Genomic DNA, 17,792 nt, shown 5'->3' on the forward strand with positions numbered 1-17,792 from the left:
CACTGATCCATGGCCGATCTGCCCCCGCTCGAATACGGCAAGGTCGTCGGACGCTACCTCGCGAACACCGCCGACGGCCCCGATATCGGTGACCTGCCCGAGTTCCCGCCGCTCGCAGGTACCGTCACTTTCACCGCGGACGCACCGAAAGTCCTGGTCGCGGGCGCACAACCGGCACCCGCCACCTACGTGCAGCTTCCCGAACACTATGTGTGTGAACTGGACGAGTTCGGCTATCTGACGTGGCGTGGTCAGCGGGGCATCCGACTCGTCGCGCCCGGCAATGACACCAATCCGAAGGATTGGACGTGGCGGGTGTCCTTCGACCTGAACTACGACGGTCAGCCGATTCCCCTGGAGCCGTTCAGCTTCGCGGTTCCGAAATACACCGCCGGTCCCGACTCGGCCAACCCGGATGCCGGTTCGACCGGACTGGTCGATCTCACTCTCGTCTCGCCCGTGCCCGCCACTCCCGGGAACGCGGTTGTGCGCGGCGAGCGCGGTGCTGGGCTGCAGATCGACGGCCAGGCAGCCACTTACGCGGAGCTGCCCGCCGCGCCTCAGGACGGCGCGCAGTATGTCGTCAAAGCCGATGGCTTGCTGTACGTTTACCGCGCCACGGCGGGCGGCTGGACGCCGAATGGTCAGGGCATCGTCATTCGCGGGCCCGCCGGCGCCACCGACTGGGCCGGCATCACCGGCAAGCCCGCAACGTTCGCGCCGACCATCGGCAGCACCGCCACCACCGCGGTCGCCGGCGATGACCCGCGCCTTGCGAACGCGCGCACCCCGACAGCCCATACGCACGCGGTCGCGCAGATTTCCGACGCGACCACGCTCGGCCGTTCGCTGCTGACCGCCGCCGACGCCGTCACGGCACGCACCACCCTCGCCGCCGTAGCGACCTCCGACTCGCGCCTGACCGACTCCCGCACGCCGACCGCTGCCGGGCAGGTCTATGACATCGCGTTCAAGTCGCACAACGGAAATCGGGCCACCGGTCCGGGCAATGTGATGCCCGAGGGCCTGCGCATCGAGCGAAACGTCGCCATCAGCTCGATCACCTATCGTGGTGAGACCGCCGGCACTGGCAATCTCGTCGTCGAGTTGCGCCGCAACGGAACCGCCATCGCGGGCACCGCCGCCACCATCGCGGCAACCAGCCATGCCCTCGACACAACGGTAACCGCCGGTGGTCCTTGGACTTTCGCGGCAGGTGAACGGATCACGGTCCACATCACCACCGCGGACAATCCCGCGGGCAAGGGGCTCCAGGCGAGCCTCAGGGGTGTGACTTCCTGATGTCGCTCCTATTCATCGGCGGCCAGACCTTCCAGGCCTCGGGAATGACCAAGAACGGCACCCGGAAGATGACCGCCGCCATGACTGAGGTCCCCGACTGGACCGCCGAAACCATCGGATATCCCGGCTCGGTGGTCACTGGCAACGCGCTCGAGATTCAGGGTGCGAAAGCGGGCGCCGCCCTGGTCGCGAACGTGACCTTCGCCGGAGGTACCAATAACCCGTCCCAGGAAGCCCAGTTGATGGTCAACGGAGTGCTCGTCGCGACATCGGGGACGATGAGCGGCAACTCGGGAGTCCTGATCATCTCCGGCACAGCGGATCTCGCGGGCGGCGACCAGATATCCGTCCAGGCGAAGTGCACCGCGGGCTTCGCCGGCTGGGAATCGACCATCCAGGCCGGAACTGGCACCTTTGTCCGCATAAGCTGAACAGCGAGAGGTCCCATTATGTCCTGGACCGGTGATCCCATCTGGCTCGCGGACGTCCTGCGCGAAGCGGGCCTGTGCGTCATCGAACATGAGGGTTGGCGCGACCGCGGCCACGGCGACTTCGCCGACATCCGCGGCGTGCTCTGCCACCACACCGCGGGCGGCAGCGAAAACGACTGGCAAGTAGTCGAATATGGCCGTCCCGGCCTGGAAGGGCCACTGGCTCAGCTGGTTCTGGAGCGTGACGGCACCTATCGGGTCATCGCGGCTGGCGTGTGCTGGCACGCCGGCCGCGGCTCCTGGCCCGGCTGGCCTACCAACAATGCCAATTATCACGTAATCGGCATCGAGGCGGTATCCTGCGGTGACGGAACTGACTGGACCCCAGCGCAACTCGACGCCTACAAACGCGGCTGCGCGGCCATCCTGCGCCGCCTCGACCGCGCTGCCTCCGACTGCGTCGCCCACCGCGAATACAGCAGCGAAGGCAAGATCGACCCCGCCGGCATCGACATGGACGAGTTCCGCCGCGATGTCCAGGCTCTCATCGAGGGAGAGGACGCGCCCATGAGCGCAGCAGAAGTTAAACAAATCGAGGATTTCATCGCCGGTTTCTGCGGCCCGATCGGCAGCGATGTCAAAGACATCCGCGAACAGCTGTGCGGCCAAGCCCAGCGCGACACGGGCCAGTACGCCGGTTGGCCGCAACTGGACAACCATACGATCGTCAACGCTCTCGCCGACATCCGCGCCCGCCTCGAGCGCCTCGAGCAGTAGAGGCACACGATGGCTCCTTCGAGATCACAGCCGGTGCCCTCCTGGCGGCCCGGAGACCTGGTCCTGCCCGGCCGCGTCCCGGGAAGGACCGGCGGCGGAGATGTCTTCAACTTCAACAACGTCGGTGACGTCCACACGGCGCAACGTATCGCCCGCATCAACCAGGGCAACCGCATGAAGGAAAGCGCCAGAGCACGTGTCAAGACGGCGTAATAGGCCCTAGGTGGCTGGTGTCGAACAAGCCTTGTCGCACCCGGCGCCGACCCACCAGCCCGGCCTCGCGCGCGACATCGAGCACAGCATCGAAAATGTGGTTCGGCCGATCCGAGCGGGCCAGCCTCGCGCGCATTCCACCAGCACCGTGTGCACGACCCCGGGACATTCGAAAGCAAGGCCGCCAGCGGCGTACTTCCAGCGCGTGTCGAACGCGAACCGTTCCACGGCTTCCCGATCCGAATACCCCTCGATCCGGTGCAACGCCAACACCACCGCCACGATCATCGGCGGCACACTGCGACGGCCGATATCGGTGAACAGGTCGCCGAACATCTCGTCTGGGAACAACCACCCGCATTCGCGGTGCAGCACAGCGTAAATCGAGTTCTCACCTGCCCGCGCGGAACTCAACCGTCGACCGCAGCAGATCACCCTGGCCCGGCACACGCCCCATCACCCGAACATTCTGCTCGAGCCGCGGCCGTCACCGCATGAAGAACACCAGCCACATAGGGGTGCAACGGGTCCCGCCCCCAGATGTCCCCCTCGATCGGCGGCGGGACCCACCTACCCACCTGCTCAGGTCCCGAGCCCTGTCGAGGGTGTCGGGATCTTCCCCGTGCTCACCTCTGGAAGGCCCTGATACCCGATGCCCGACAAGGAAATCGTCGAATCTATCCGCTTCGGCAACCACCAGCCCCCTTCGGACTACGTGAAAACCGATGAAGGGCTCTGGTCTGCTACTCACCCCCGGGGATTGGTATCGGAGGCGCCTAGCAAGACAGACGCGTACGCCGGTCTCGTATACCAACTCCGTCATCGTATCTCCCAGGCCCGCGGTTCAGGCGACGAAAAGGATCTGTCGTGACAACTGCGGCGACCCGCGCTGGTTTTGGGCCGGAGTGGTTGTCGAGTATCTCCCCCGCCGTTGCGGCAGGCACTGGTCGACAGCAGAGCACCAGCGGTCGAGCTCCCCGGGCTATCACCCTCAATGTACGGAATGAGGCTGGTGCGCTGAGCGCTTTCCAGCGAATCGCGTCGGTTCGTGAAATGCTTTCCAGCACTGCGGCACTGAGCACCGATCAGATACCCGACGTGGTCCTGCCCGGGTCAGCGTTCGTCGCCGACCCCGACGCCTTCTCGCAGCTTGATGACCAGGGATATCGGATCCCGACACCGGGAACCGTGCCGAACCCCGGACAGGCGACGCGCCCACAGGACCAGCAGCTACAACCTTCACAGCCGGTTGGGGAGAAACCACCACAGACCGAACCGTCGGGCGGTTCACCGAACTCGAATCCCGTATTGCCTCCGGTGCCTTCGTCGGCGGAGCCTCAGCGGCCGGTGCCGAGTGTTCAGGACGTGCCCGTTGGTTTTCCGGCGAGTCCCGCTGGCAGTCCGGTGGGTTCGGGCGTGTTCAAAACTCTGTATGTCGATCCGCCGCCTCCGGAACAAAAGCCGTTCCCGTTGGTCAGTATTGAGGACACGACGGCTATGGAGCACCGGATGCCCGAAGCGGCCGGCGAGAAGATGGAGCTTCCGAGTGGGACGATCCTCGAGGTCACAGCCGATGCGAAATCGATCATCGTAACGATCCCGGGGCAAGCACCTTACCTGATCGCATCGCCGAACTATTATGAAACTGTCTCGGGTGACTCGCTGACCGTGTCTGACCCTTCTGTGCCGGGGCTTGTTCCCGCGAGTCCCGCACCTCCGAGAATGCTTCATGGAATCGATCCGGACGGAAATCCGGTCGACATCTACATCTCGTCTCGGCCCGAACTCGTTTCCCCGCTGAGTAATGCGGAACCGGCGAAGTATGTTCGTGTCAACTATTCGGATGGAACCAGTGGGCTTGCTGCACTGAATTGGAGGGGCGAATACCTCTACCCGGTCGACAAGTATCACCGGCAGAAAGAGGCGCCTGCTCCGGATCCGTTCATGGAGAAGAGTTTCTGGGAGAACACGGTCTCGTTCGGTGCCGGCCTGGTGAGTCCGGTGTGGGATTCGGTCAAGGATGCCGGAGCAAAGGCCGGTATCGGTGGTCCGGGTGTCGAGAACGCGTGGATGGATTCTCTCTACGGGATGGGATCGCTGGTCGGTCTGGGTCGTGAGGGTGGTCCCGGTGTTCTGGACACTTGGAAGGCCCTCGGCAAGGACTTGATCGCCTGGGACGAGTGGGCCCGCGGCGACTGGTCCTACGCCACCGGAATTGTCGTGTCGAACCTCATCACGACCGTCGGAACCGACGGCGCCGGCCTCGCCCTGAAGATCAACAAGATCACCTCCCGCCTCCCGGACGTCGATGTTCCCGTATCGAAAACAGACGGCACCGGCCCGTCGGTGGAAAAGCCGAACACCACTCAGCCTGGCGGACGAACTGAACAGCCGAAGGCCGACGAACCAGCCCCACAGCCCAAACCCCAGGCCGAGGCCCCCAAGAACGAACCCACCCACACAACCGGAGATGCCGACCAAACCCCAGAACCCACCCGACCCGACCCGGTGCAGGATCAGCCTCCCGGTCCGCCAGTTGGCCCTCCTGATTTCCCGGCAGGCGGAATCGAATTTCCCGGACCCAAAGAACCTTCCAACGGGATCGGCGAGATACCGCAGAAGCTGGCCGCTCCTAACGGAATAACCGGAAGAACAGGAAATCCGGACCTTCCCAACGGATTGATGCTAAACCCGTTCCGCCGCGATCCGCTGGTCGGCGCGTCGGTCCCCCGACGTACACCAGACAAGCTCGATCATGATGCGGCCATACCTGATCGGCGTGCTGACAGCGATCCAGTAGGGCTCGGCCGTGGCTCCGATGACGCTACGACAGCTCACAATAGTTCCAAAGTCACTGCCGAGACCCAGGCAGTCTTCAAAGCGCAGGTCAATGGAAATGCTGGTTCTGGCTCCAGCGGCGACCGGCCGGCGTGGCAAGACGATTGGGACGCTTGGGAGCAGCAACAGGGAGGGGCAACCTCTTCAAGTAGCTCAGGCTGGGACGAGTTCGATGCCCAGGAAAAGCAAAAGGCCGAGAAAGAAAAGCAGAAATCCAAGCCATCGCAACCCGCGGTGCGGCAGCCCAATAAATGGGACGATGTAAAGTCGGACGTCGATCCTGAGAAGATCCAAATTGGGTCCAAAATGACACATATTCTATGGGGTGATCACACGGGTGGCGGCCATCATTTCGAGAGTGCCGAGCCGGGAAAGAACGTATTTCCCGAGGGTTGGGACGAGTCTAAGATTGAGGACGTAGTTTTGGACATTGCCCGCAACCCCGATGCCATTCCAGTGTATCAACTTGGAACCGAGAAACAGCCGAAGGATCGCTGGCTAGTCGAAGGTAGGCGCGACGGTGTCGATGTCGTAGTTGTGCTAGAACTGGATGGTAAAGTCGTCAGCGCGATACCGCAAGGCGGCAAAGATTCCAAGGGCAAGGCAGTTATGAGAAATGACGATGACGGCAATCCTCAGCCGTTGCGTGAACTTGGGTAACGGTGAGTCTTTCAGTTGAAACGAGGGTATGATGAAGGCTTCGCAGACGTATAGTTTGCTCGCGAGGTTGCTGGACGGTCTTGAGAAGCGATTGCCTCCCAATTTGGTTGAGATTCTGAGGATAGAGAACTACGGAGGAGAATGGCAGCTGTGCGCAGACACTCTGGCCGGAACTCTGCGGGGGTGGAGAATTCCCGTCACTCTCGAGGAGCGAGAGATTCTGAGCAAGGTTCTGAATTCATTTGTCGTTCCAAATGGGGAAAATGAGTTCATCAACCATCGAGATGAAGTTATAGCGTCCATTCCCGTGCGCAAAGACATTATCGCTGGGACGGCATTCCAGAATATCGCGAGCTCGATGCCAGGCTGGGATGCGTTGGATTGTCTGGGCGAAGAGGATTTCGTTCGACTGACATCCATGGTGTACTCAGGGTACCGTGGTTCACAAGAGTCTGCGGATTGGATTCTATTGTCGTGGGCGCTAGGTGTTCTTTGGCTCGGCGATTCGATATCGGAGCCTGAAACTCGTTGGAACTCCTTCTCGGCCGAGAGTATGGTGAGAATGCTTCGGGCTCGGGACCAAATAGCGGAAGTTGTCGAAAACATCGATGATCCGCTTCGTGATCGAGTTACTGACTGGATTGATCGATATGACAAGATCTATCAATTGATTACTGTCGAAGATTCAAAATTGTGGATCGCGTGGAAAGCGAAACTTAAAGACTACAATATGGCCTGGTGGTGGCGAAGAATTCCAATCGATGGGCCGGTTGTCGAAGAGTATGATCATTTTCTGAAAGAGATCGAAAAGTGGAAGAAGAATTCGAAACCTCAAGGCAATGCGCGTCCTGACGACACAAAAGAAGCGTGAGTATTCACATTCAGGCCGCATGTCCAGTCGCTGAGTTGAAAGGCAAGGACAAGCACGAACCGCCTACCGGCACAACGGCCGACGGAGTTCATGCGGACCAACAGCATCCGTCGGACCGTTCTCCGCGCGATAGAATGCCCGGTGGGATGAGATCATGTGTGCTGATCTTGATGGCGCTGTTGCATTTGTAAATGCTGCATTAGACTTTCATTGAGCCTTTTTCATCCGTGATGGATGCTGTTGTGGCTGTTGGTGTTTGGTGCGGCGTGTAGCCCGGTGGATAGACGAAGCCCCTGGTAGAGCGGGATTGCTGAGATCACCGTACGACCAGGGGCTTCTGTGTTGTTCTACCGTTCCGCGCTGTCGTTGTCACGCCGGACCCTCCACTTCGTCGCCGGGTTGATTCGCCGGCACCGCCGCGTGATCGGTTCGTCCTGGCGCAAACTCGACCCGGCCCGTCAGGCCCTGCTCGTGCTGGCTCACCTGCGGAAAGGCGAAACCTTCCGTGACCTCGCAGCCGGATTCGAGGTGTCGACGACCACCGCGTGGCGCTATGTCGAGGAGACCGTGGAGCTGCTCGCGGCCCGAGCGCCGACGCTGCGATCGGCGTTGCGGCAGGCCGGAATCGACGGGCACGCCTACCTGATCCTGGACGGCACTTTGATCCCGATCGACCGGGTGGCAGCCGACCGCCCCTACTATTCGGGCAAACACCGCCGCCACGGGATGAACGTGCAGGTCATCGCCACCCCCGACGGAGACATCGTGTGGGTATCGGGCGCGTTACCCGGCAGCGTGCACGACAGCAAGGCCGCCTGGATCTGGCAGATCCTGCACGAACTCGAACGGTGTGGTCTGATCATGTTGGCGGACAAGGGATATCAGGGAGTCCAGGGGCTGACCACTCCGTACAAGGGCCGCGGCAAACCGGCATCGCAGAAGAACTCAAACCGTGCTCACACGCGGCTTCGCGGCCGTGGAGAACGCGCGAACGCGCAGCTGAAAACTTGGAAGGTGCTGCAGAAACTACGCTGCTGCCCGTACAAGGCCGGTCCGCTGGCCAAGGCCATCCACGTCCTGCAAGACCGCGAGATTCAATCCGAACGAGGATGAAAAAGGCTCAGTGCGAAATGCCCGGCGTGCGACGCACATACGTGGTGTCGGCGAGCTGCTCGACCAGGAATCCGGCCACGTCGGCGCGCGAGATCTTCAGCTTCAGGCCGGATTCCGTGCCCGGGAAGTCGCGGCGGTAGTCGTCGGTGGCCGGGCCGTCGGTGAAGGCGCTGGGCCGCACGATGGTCCAGTCCAGATCGCTGGCCAGTACGTACTGCTCCTGCTGGACGTGGTCGGCGAAGGCCGAGCGCAGCAGCATGCCGAACATGATGTACTTCCAGACGAAGTTGAGGTTGCCGGCGCTGTCGCCGACGCCGAGTGAGGACTGGCAGATCAGCCGCTTCACGCCGGTTCGGTTCATGGCCTCGATGATGTGGCGGGTGCCCTCGGCGCGCACCACGCCCTTGCGGCCCGCGCCCAGCGCCACGATCACCGCGTCCTGTCCGAGGACGGTGCGCTCGACCGCGGCGGGGTCCAGGACGTCGCCGGTGACGACTCGCAGCCGCTCGTGGGTGACGGTCAGTGTGGCCGGATCGCGAACCAGGACGGTGACCTGGTGCCCGGCCGCGAGGGCCTGGGTGACCGCGTGGCGGCCGACGGTTCCGGTGGCTCCGAAAAGGGCGATGTTCATGTCTCTCACCTCGGGTTATTCGTTGTTGCGAAGGTGAAATAAGTACATCAACGGGAGCCGCCGGGGAACATCGCCGCGCGTCTCGCGAACATGCGCGTGGGTCCAGACATGCGACGGGCCCGCAACCCTGGGGGTGCGGGCCCGTCGGAGGCGAATCAGCGCAAACCGGCGAAGAATTCGCGGATGTCGGCGACCAGCACGTCGGTCGCCTCGTGCGCGGCGTAGTGCCCGGCGGCGTCATTGGCGCTCGTCGACGTGGACGAATTCACGTCGTACGCATGCCAGCTCACGATGTTCTTGTGATCCCGCTCGGCGAAGCGGCGGATCGACTGGAAGTCACCCTTGAACATGGCCAGCCCGGTCGGCACGGTGGTCGGGCCCTGCGGCTGCTCGGCGTGCGCGTCCTCGTAGTAGAAGCGCAGCGACGACCCGGCGGTGCCGGTCAGCCAGTAGACGGCCGTGTTGCCGACGACGAAGTCATCGTCCAGGCCCTCGCTGAACAGCTGCGCGTTCCAACCCAGCAGGCCCACCGGCGAATCCGCGAGCGCGAACGCGATGGTCTGCGGCTGCTGGCTGTGCAGGGTGTTGAAGGCCATCTTGTTCTCGTAGAACCACTGCAGGTGCGCCAGCGCCGCCATGTCCTCCTCGGACAGGCCGGCCATCTCGGCCGGATCGCCGGACGGGAACGAGAACAGCTGCGTCACATGGACTCCGACCACCTGGTCGGGGGCGATGCGGCCGATCTCGGGGGAGACCATCGAGCCGCCGTCATTGCCGATCGCGCCGAAACGCTCGTACCCGAGCCGGTTCATCAGCTCCACCCAGGCGCCGGCGGTGCGGTAGCGGCTCCAGCCGGTGGACCGGGTCGGGCCGGAGAACCCGAAGCCCGGCAGCGAGGGGATGACCACGTGGAAGGCGGGCGCCTTGACGTCCTCGGGCTCGGTGAGCGGGGCGATCACGTCCAGGTATTCCAGGACCGAGCCGGGCCAGCCGTGGGTGAGGACGACCGGGGTGGCGTCCGCCCGCGCGGACCGCACGTGCAGGAAGTGGATGTCCTCGCCCTCGATCTCGGTGGTGAACTGCGGGTAGGCGTTGAGCTTCGCCTCCAGTGCCCGCCAGTCGAACTCCTCCAGCCAGTACTTCGCCAGCCCGCGCACCCGGTCGTTGGTGACGCCGTAGGCGTCCGCGACACCGGGGAGCTCGTTCGGCCACAGGGTCTTGCGCAGGCGGTCGGCCAGATCGTCCAGCTGGGCCTGGGGGACGTCGATGCGGAACGGGCGGATCGCGGTGGTGGGCTGGGCGTTCATCATTCTCTCCTTTGTGGAACGGAATGCTTCGTTCTGTTCAAACCATAACGGAACGGATCGTTCCGTTCAAGTGCTATTCTCGATTCATGTCGAAAACAGCCGAAACCTCAGCTCAGCGGGCCCTGCCCGGGCGCAAGGCCCAGGCCGCGCGCAATGACGAACTGATCCTGGCCGCCGCCCGCGACGTGTTCCTCGCCGAACCCAAGGCCCCGATCTCGGCCGTCGCGGAGCGCGCGGGCGTCGGCATCAGCGCGCTCTACCGCCGCTACCCGAGCAAGGAGGACCTGCTGCGCACCCTCTGCTACAGCGGGTTGCGGCGCTACAACGCGGAAGCCGAAGCGGCCCTGGAGAATCCCGACGGCTGGGCGGGGTTGGTGGAGTTTCTGCGCAATGTCGTCGACGCCGACGTCCACTCGCTGGCGGTGCACCTGGCCGGCACCTTCACCGCCGACGACTCGATCCTGCCCGACGTGCTGCGCAGCGCCGAGCTCAATGACGAACTGCTGCGCCGCGCACAGGAATCCGGCACCTTGCGCCCGGAGGTCACCGTCGCCGATCTGGGCCTGATCCTCGAGGCCTGCGCCGCCGTCACGCTGCCGGATCCGGAACGCACCGCCCAGCTGCGCCGCCGCGTGCTGGCCCTGCTCGTCGACGGTCTCACCGCCACCGGCGATCTGCCCGGACCGCCGCCCGCCCCGGGCGAATTCGCGCACCGCTGGCAGCGTCGTGAGCAGTGACCGATAGCGCCGTGACCAGTGAACGGTAGCGTTGGCCGGGTTCTCGCCGACATTCGTTTGTCCCCGTAATCAATTCGAGGAGTCGCGATGCGCTGGATCCGTCCCCTGTTCGCCCTGCCGCTCGCCGCGGCCGCGCTGTTCGCGGCCACCGGCACCGCCGCCGCCGACCCGGTCACCACCTTCACCCCCGCCTACACCGCCGGGTCGGGAGCCTTCCCCTGTTTCGGCCAGATCCAGGCGTTCCACGATCCGCAGAACACCTACTACGGCAAGCAAACCGTCTGGGTGCGCGCCGAATTCACGTTCCTGCCCATCCCCAACCCGGGCTGCGGCGCGACGGCGACCCTGAGCTGGCGCAATCTGGATACCGGTGCGAGCGGCAGCTTCCCGCCGGTTCCGCTGGGCGACGGCACGCCGTTCGGGCCGAGCAACGCGCTGTGGGTGCCGGAGACGCTGCCGACCGGCCCCGGGCGGGTGGAGGTCACCATCGACACCGATCTCCCCCACATCGCGGGCAAGGGCACCTTCTACTCGCCGGAGTGACGCCCTCGGGCGATACCCTGGGTGCGTAGGCCGGGGCCGCGATCGAAATCGATTGCGGCACTGGCGGAACGCGCGTTGGGGAGAGTGATGACAGCGTCCGGTGATCGGATACCGCCACCCCGTGAGCTGTTCACCCGGCGACTGGCGCTGTTATGGGAGCACGCCGGAAACCCGACCCTGGAACGCGTCGCCCGGTCCGCCAATCAGCGGATGAAGGCGACTCGCGCTGCGGACACGCGCGGAGGCGCGGTGCGGGTGCAGCGGATCAGCGCCTGGCGGCGCGGCCAGAACGTGCCCGCCCAGTTCGATTCGCTGCGGCCGGTGCTGCTGACATTGCTCGACCTGGCGCGCGAGACCGGCGCGCCCGTCCCCCCGGAACTGTCGAGCTTGCGGGAGTGGCAGCGGCTGGTGCGCGAATGCGCCTCGTGGACACCGGATCTCGACTCCGACTGCCCGTATCCGGGCCTGGAGCCCTACCGCGGCGCGGACGCCGACCGCTTCTTCGGGCGTGAACGGGTGACCGGGGAGCTCGCCGCCCTCGTGCGCGACACGGCCGGGGTCGGGGGCGGGATCATCGTGCTGGTGGGGGCTTCCGGCGCGGGCAAGTCCTCGCTGCTGGCGGCGGGCCTGGTGCCGTCGCTCGGTGAGGACTGGTCGGTCGGCACCGGCACGCCCGGCAGCCCGCCCGCCGAACCGGCGGCGACCGGGCCCCGGCGCCTGATGATCGTCGACCAGTTCGAGGAGCTGTTCGTCGGCGCGGACACCGATCCGGCCGAACGCGAACTGCCGAATCGCCTGCGGGACTGGGCCGAATCGGGCATCACCGTCGTGCTCGGCGTGCGCGCCGACTTCTTCGCCCGCTGTCTCGAGCACCCCGCGCTGGGGGAGGCGTGTGCCCGCCGCAGCTTCATCCTGGGGCCGATGCGGGCCGACGAGCTGACCGCGGTGATCACCGAACCGGTCCAGCGGGCCGGGCTCAGACTGGATGCCGGACTGCCGGAGATCATCCGCACCGAACTCGAGGGTCTCGGCGGTAACTCCGACGCCGACCCTTCCGGGGTGCTCCCGCTGCTCTCCCATGTGATGCAGGCGATCTGGCAGCGCCGCGACGGGACCCGGCTCACCCTCGCGGGCTACCGGGCGGCCGGCGGCGTCGCGGGCTCGGTGGCCGCCACCGCCGACGAGGCCTGGGCCAAGCTCGACGAGACCGAGCAGGCCGCGGCCCGGGAACTGTTGCCGCACATGGTGCATGTCGGTTCGGGAACCCGCGACACCCGCCGCCGCCCGGCCCGCGACGAGCTGATCGCCCGCGCCACCGATCCCGAGGCGGCCGCCACCGCCCTGGAAATCCTGGTCCGGGCGCGGCTGGTCACCCTCGACCAGGACACCGCGACCCTGGCCCACGAGATCGTGCTCGACGCCTGGCCGCGACTGCGCGGCTGGATCGACGACGACCGCGAAGGACACCTGGTGCGGCAGCGGCTCGTCGCCGACGCCGCGGAATGGCTGGCGGCCGAACGCAGTAGGGCGCTGCTGTATCGCGAGGGCCGCCTGGCGAGCGCACGCGAACACCGGCGGGGGCTGAGCGGGACGGGCGGTGAATTCCTCGGCGCATCGATCCGCGCCGAGCGGCGGGTGCGGGGCATCCGGGCCGGGATGGTGCTGGGCGTGGTGGTGCTGCTGGTGGCGGCGGTCGCGGGCTACTTCGCGACCACCAATGCCGCCCGGGAACGCGACGACGCCTTCTTCCGCAGCGTCCTCAGCGACGCCGACCGGCTGCAGAACACCGATCCGACGCTCTCGGCCCAGTTGGACGTGCTGGCCCACCGGCTGCGCCCCGACGACCCGGACCTCACGTCGCGGCTGATCGCCAGCCAGAACCTGCCGGTGGCAACCACATTCGTCGATCATCCCGGCACCGTGGTGCAGGTGACCGAGCTCGACAACGGCGCGATCCTGTCCGCGGGCGACAATCACGCGCTGCGGTTGTGGCAGCGCACCGCGTCCGGTGCGATCGCCGCGGTCGGGGCTCCGATCCCCGATCCGGTGGAACGGTCCATCGCGGTGAGTGTCCGGGGGACCGTGGTGGTCACCGGCGGCCCGGACCAGCAGGTACGCGTCCGCGACATCTCCGACCCGGCGCATCCGCGACTGATCCGGACCATCGACACCGGTGCCCCGGTGCTGTCGGCGTACCTGTCGCACGACGGACGGACCCTGGCCGTCGGCCACAGCCGCGAGGCCCGGCTCTGGGACGTCTCGGATGTGGCCGCGCCGAAACAGCTTCCGGCCCGATTCCCGGTCGAGGGCGAGCTGATCGGGGCGGCGTTCGTGGCGGGCGACCGCAGCCTGATCACCCTCGCCCGCCGGGACAGCAGCCCGATGTCGAGCGTCCTGACCCTGCTGGCGTGGGGCGCGGACGGCAGGCGGGAGGCCCCGCATCCGACGCCGATCGCGGAATCTCCGGGCACCATCACGGTCTCGATCGCGGACGACGTTCCGGTGGTAGCGATCTCCGACTTCGCGACCACCGGCACGGCGGGCCCGGCCGCCACCACGGTGCGCCTGATGCGTATCGACAACGCGGACAACCCCGTTCAGATGGCCGCGCCGTTCACCGTCGCGGCGGTGAACATGCTGGCCGGGACGGCCCTCAGCCCGGACGGGAAGGTCCTCGCGGCGGTGACCGCGTCGGGCACCACACTGTGGAATCTGGCCGATCCGGCACAGCCGACCATGCTCGGATCGCCGCTCGCGGGCAACTCCACCACCTGCCCCACCACGAACGACGGGCACCGGTGCACCGCGAACGTGACCACCGTGGCGTTCGCCCGCGACGGCCGGCACCTCACGCTCGGGCTCGGCGGCGGCGTGGTGCAGCGGTGGTCGCTGCCCACCGCCGTGCTTGCCGGGCAGGCCGGGCAGGTCGCGCCGTTGGTCGAGGCGATCAGTGCCGATGGCCGCCGCATGGTGACCGCCGCGCCGGGCGCGGACGCGCACATCTGGGATATCGAGAATCCGGCCGCGGCACGGATACTCGGCACCATCGCGAGCCCCGACTACCAGCTGCCCGGCATGGTCATGGACCCCGTGCCCGCCGTCAGCCACGACGGCAGGTACACCGCGCTGCTGCGGCACGGGGTGATGACGCTGATCGACATCAGCACGCCCGCACAGCCCGTCGAGGTCACCACCTTCGCCGGCGCGGTCTCGGTCTCCTTCGCCTACGACCGGCCGCTGCTGGCGACGACGCACGCGCTGCCCGTCCCCGAAATGCTGATCTGGGACTACTCGAATCCGTCGCAGCCGGTCAAGGTCGGCGCGCCCATCCTGGTGCCGCCGTCGCGCAAGCTGCTCGACACCGGAATCCAGTTGGCGGCCAGCCGGGACGGGCGGGTCGTGGTCTCGCTCACCGACAAACTCCAGGTGTGGAACGGGCTGACCGCCGAGGGTGTCCGGGCGCCGCTGGGAGGGGTCGACGCGGACCATCCGCACGGGGTGACCGGTCTGGCGGTCAGCCCGGACCATCAGATCGCCGCGGTCGGCTGGGACGGCGGGACCGTGCGGTTCTACTCGATCGGCGATCCCGGCGATATCGCGCCCCTGGGAGATCCGTTGCCGGTCAGCAGTATCGGGACGGCGGCGGTGGACTACAGCGCCGACGGCCGGTACTTCGCGACCGGCGGCACCGATTCGACCGTGCGACTGTGGCAGGTCTCGGATCCCGCGCACCCGAAGGCGGTGGGGCAGTCCATCACCCCGCCCGCCTCGTCACTGTGGCGGGTCGCCTTCCATCCGAAGGCGAACTATCTGATCGGCGGCGGCGACAACGGGGTGCTGCGCATGTGGGACCTGAACCCGGACCACGCCGTCGACCGCATCTGCGGACTGACCCGCGATTCCATTGCGGCGCAGCTCGGCTCATACCTGCCCGGCCGCCACCTGCCCGCGCTGTGCCCGTGAGTGCCGGTCACCGCGGGACAGTCAACGGATCGGTGCAGCTGACGGGCGTCTCGGCGAGATTGCAGTCGACCAGGGCGCGGACCGGGCGGTAATCGGCGGGAACGCCGCCGTCGCGAATCAGGCCGCGATAGGCGTCGGCGGCCGGGGTGGCCCGGCGGGTGAGGGCCGGGTCGGTGCGCACGTCGACCGAGTAGAGGCCGAAACGCAGTGCGTAGGTGCCCCATTCGAAAGTGTCGGTGAGGCCCCACCGGTTGTAGCCGATGACGTCGATGCCGTCGGCCCGGGCGCGCTGCAGCCAGTAGGCGGTATCGCGCAGCTGATCCGCGGGGGAGTAGCCGTCCGCGCGGGGCTGCCCGTCGATCAGGAACATGCCATTGCCGGTGACGTACAACGGTTTCCCGGGGTAGCGGCGCGCGTAGAAGTCCAGTGCGTAGTAGATGGACTCCGGCTGGACGAGATGCTCGACCGGACTGCTCCACCGCAGCGGCGACTGCGCCAGCAGCGACTGCGGGGTGAAGGTGTACGCCTGGACGATGCCGAGGTAGTCGAGTCGATCGGCGATGCGGTCCACCACGGGCAGGTTGTAGACCGATTCGGTGAGCCCCGCCGAGAACGGCACCGACATCCCGACCCGAGCGCCCGGCTGCACCTGATGGATGTGGTCGTAGATCGCGTTGTGCGCTCGCGCGAGCCGCTCGTGCATCACCGGCATCTCGGCGATGTCCAGCGCGCCGTCCTCCCACTCGTACTTGACGTAGTTGCCGACCTCCCCGAACGTGATCCACAGCGGATCCCAGGAGGCATAGCGCTCCACCACCTTCCGCGCGTTGGCCAGCCAGTCCTCGACCATCCCCGGATTCCGCCAGCCCCCGCGATCGGCCGCCCATCCGGGATGCACCCACTGGCTCAGCACCAGCATCGGCCGGATGCCCTGGGCGGCGAGCGCATCCAGCACCCGGTCGTAGAAGGCGAATCCGGCCTCGTCCCACTCCCCGGGGCGCGGCTGCACCCGCGCCCATTCGATGGTCGTCGAGAACACCCGCACGCCCAGGCCCCCGGCCAGCCCGACATCTTCGGGGTACCGGGTATGGAAGTCCACCGAATCCGGCCGCTCCCGCAGCTCGGCGTCGTACTTCATCATGAAGCGGAACTGATTGCTGTCCGGCGCATGCCCTTCGCTCTGGAATCCCGTCATCGAGACGCCCCACAGGAAGTCCTCGCCGAGCGGAGCGACCGTCGGCGGCGGTGCGGGCCGGGCGCGCGCCACGCCGGCGCCGCCGAGTCCGGCGGCCACCCCGGCGGCCATGAGTCCCAACATGTTTCGCCGCGCGAACGGTCGCATCGGCCCCCCGTTTCGTCGAACTCGTTCTGCGATCGGCACCGGGTCTATCACGGTGCGCCCCGGCTCGCATCGCGAGCGCCGGGGAGTTCCGGTCAGGAATTCCGGTCCCACCGCACTGACCTGCGAGGACATCCCTCCTGACGGTGTCGCGCACTGGGCCGCGCGCCCGCCCGGTTCCATTGTCGAGCCATGTACAAGCTCGTCACCACCCTGGCCATGACCGGCGTCGCCCTGCTCGCCTGGGTCGCTCCCGCCAACGCCTACACCTACAACCACGGCGCGATCTCCATCGGCAACAACGGAACCTACGCCGCCATCGCCGTGGACTACCCGACCTGGCAGGAGGCCGCGACCGCCGCCAACAACCGCTGCGGCTACACCGACTGCGGCTGGGTCATCACCTTCATGAACCAGTGCGCGGCCGCGGCCGTCTCGTCGTCCGGCCACTGGGGCTGGGCCAGGGAATCCTCGCTCGGCTACGCCGACCGGGTCGCCCGGGACTGGGCGGGAGCCGGAGCCTCCGTGGTCGTGCACGGTTGCACGTCCGGCGCCTGAGCCGGATCGCGGGGGTAGCGTTCACGATGATTTCCGTGCTGTCGCTCCGACTACTGGGAGAAACACTCGATTCGGAAGGATCCGCCGTGAATTGGACACTCGAAGTGGTCATCGTCCCGGTGTCGGACGTGGACCGCGCCAAGGACTTCTACGCCGACAAGCTGGGATTCCACGTCGACCACGACACCCAGCCCGCGCCGGGGATCCGGATCTGCCAGCTGACGCCGCCGGGGTCGGGGTGCTCGATCGTGATCGGCGAGGGCGCCATCCCGAAGATGGAGCCCGGCTACCTCAAGGGGTTGCAGCTGGTGGTGTCGGACCTGAAGCGGGCCCACGCCGAACTGGTCGAGCGGGGTGTCGAGGTCAGTGACATCCAGGTGCTGCCGGGGCCGACCACCGAGGGAGATCCGTTGAACAACAACGGGTTTGCCTTCTTCGACGACCCCGACGGCAACAGCTGGGCCATTCAGCAGATCTCGAATCGCGCCTGAACCGGATCGGGGCGGGTG

General features: G+C 66.3%; 16 protein-coding genes. 12 read left to right on the plus strand and 4 right to left on the minus strand.

All coding sequences use genetic code 11. The features are described from left to right. Positions 1-9: 9 nt before the first annotated feature. From ACFV4K_RS13870 to ACFV4K_RS13885, 4 genes are read left to right on the plus strand one after another with little or no spacing between them, the layout of a single operon-like run. Entirely contained in the window at positions 10-1,302 is a 1,293-nt protein-coding gene (locus tag ACFV4K_RS13870; RefSeq protein WP_379274843.1) for a hypothetical protein, read from the plus strand. A gap of 44 nt (positions 1,303-1,346) precedes the next feature. Continuing rightward, a complete protein-coding gene (locus tag ACFV4K_RS13875; RefSeq protein WP_379274845.1) occupies positions 1,347-1,733 on the plus strand; it encodes a hypothetical protein in 387 nt (128 codons plus the stop codon). A gap of 18 nt (positions 1,734-1,751) precedes the next feature. Next, positions 1,752-2,510 carry an N-acetylmuramoyl-L-alanine amidase gene (locus ACFV4K_RS13880; RefSeq protein WP_379274847.1) on the plus strand — a complete coding sequence of 253 codons (759 nt, stop codon included), beginning with the start codon at positions 1,752-1,754 and terminating at the stop codon, positions 2,508-2,510. A 9-nt stretch (positions 2,511-2,519) separates the two neighbouring features. Then, positions 2,520-2,723, plus strand: coding sequence for a hypothetical protein (locus ACFV4K_RS13885; protein WP_379274849.1), 204 nt, complete (start codon positions 2,520-2,522; stop codon positions 2,721-2,723). 6 nt (positions 2,724-2,729) lie between these two features. Here the strand turns inward: ACFV4K_RS13885 and ACFV4K_RS13890 are convergent, their stop codons facing one another. Continuing rightward, positions 2,730-3,059: a transposase gene (locus tag ACFV4K_RS13890; protein WP_379274868.1), complete on the minus strand. Its 330-nt coding sequence runs from the start codon at positions 3,057-3,059 to the stop codon at positions 2,730-2,732. Positions 3,060-3,590: 531 nt separating this feature from the next. Between ACFV4K_RS13890 and ACFV4K_RS13895 the strand changes: the two genes are divergently transcribed. From ACFV4K_RS13895 to ACFV4K_RS13905, 3 genes are all read left to right on the plus strand, one after another. Beyond that, positions 3,591-6,221: a hypothetical protein gene (locus tag ACFV4K_RS13895; RefSeq protein ID WP_379274851.1), complete on the plus strand. Its 2,631-nt coding sequence runs from the start codon at positions 3,591-3,593 to the stop codon at positions 6,219-6,221. A 31-nt stretch (positions 6,222-6,252) separates the two neighbouring features. Next, a complete protein-coding gene (locus ACFV4K_RS13900) occupies positions 6,253-7,092 on the plus strand; it encodes a hypothetical protein (RefSeq protein WP_379274852.1) in 840 nt (279 codons plus the stop codon). Between the two features lie 339 nt (positions 7,093-7,431). After that, a complete protein-coding gene (locus ACFV4K_RS13905) occupies positions 7,432-8,205 on the plus strand; it encodes a transposase family protein (RefSeq protein ID WP_379274854.1) in 774 nt (257 codons plus the stop codon). Between the two features lie 7 nt (positions 8,206-8,212). Here the strand turns inward: ACFV4K_RS13905 and ACFV4K_RS13910 are convergent, their stop codons facing one another. Both ACFV4K_RS13910 and ACFV4K_RS13915 read right to left on the minus strand, forming a co-directional pair. Then, a complete protein-coding gene (locus ACFV4K_RS13910) occupies positions 8,213-8,836 on the minus strand; it encodes an NAD(P)-dependent oxidoreductase (RefSeq protein WP_379274856.1) in 624 nt (207 codons plus the stop codon). Positions 8,837-8,991: 155 nt separating this feature from the next. Then, complete coding sequence (locus tag ACFV4K_RS13915) at positions 8,992-10,143, minus strand: epoxide hydrolase family protein (protein ID WP_379274857.1); 1,152 nt, start codon at positions 10,141-10,143, stop codon at positions 8,992-8,994. Between the two features lie 86 nt (positions 10,144-10,229). Between ACFV4K_RS13915 and ACFV4K_RS13920 the strand changes: the two genes are divergently transcribed. The 3 genes from ACFV4K_RS13920 (at position 10,230) to ACFV4K_RS13930 (ending at position 15,386) form a co-directional block, all read left to right on the plus strand. After that, on the plus strand, positions 10,230-10,880 hold the full coding sequence (locus ACFV4K_RS13920) for a TetR/AcrR family transcriptional regulator (protein WP_379274859.1): 651 nt from the start codon (positions 10,230-10,232) through the stop codon (positions 10,878-10,880). An 87-nt stretch (positions 10,881-10,967) separates the two neighbouring features. Further along, complete coding sequence (locus ACFV4K_RS13925) at positions 10,968-11,423, plus strand: hypothetical protein (RefSeq protein ID WP_357094526.1); 456 nt, start codon at positions 10,968-10,970, stop codon at positions 11,421-11,423. A gap of 87 nt (positions 11,424-11,510) precedes the next feature. Beyond that, complete coding sequence (locus tag ACFV4K_RS13930) at positions 11,511-15,386, plus strand: hypothetical protein (RefSeq protein ID WP_379274861.1); 3,876 nt, start codon at positions 11,511-11,513, stop codon at positions 15,384-15,386. Between the two features lie 7 nt (positions 15,387-15,393). Here the strand turns inward: ACFV4K_RS13930 and ACFV4K_RS13935 are convergent, their stop codons facing one another. Continuing rightward, a complete protein-coding gene (locus ACFV4K_RS13935) occupies positions 15,394-16,692 on the minus strand; it encodes a family 1 glycosylhydrolase (RefSeq protein ID WP_379274863.1) in 1,299 nt (432 codons plus the stop codon). A gap of 225 nt (positions 16,693-16,917) precedes the next feature. Between ACFV4K_RS13935 and ACFV4K_RS13940 the strand changes: the two genes are divergently transcribed. Together ACFV4K_RS13940 and ACFV4K_RS13945 are read left to right on the plus strand one after the other, a co-directional pair. Further along, entirely contained in the window at positions 16,918-17,283 is a 366-nt protein-coding gene (locus tag ACFV4K_RS13940; RefSeq protein ID WP_379274865.1) for a DUF4189 domain-containing protein, read from the plus strand. Between the two features lie 86 nt (positions 17,284-17,369). Further along, the gene (locus tag ACFV4K_RS13945; RefSeq protein ID WP_379274867.1) at positions 17,370-17,774 is read left to right on the plus strand and encodes a VOC family protein; all 405 of its coding nucleotides are present in this window, start codon (positions 17,370-17,372) and stop codon (positions 17,772-17,774) included. Positions 17,775-17,792 lie beyond the last annotated feature (18 nt).

Source organism: Nocardia sp. NPDC059764, from assembly GCF_042732555.1.
Lineage (GTDB): Bacteria > Actinomycetota > Actinomycetes > Mycobacteriales > Mycobacteriaceae > Nocardia.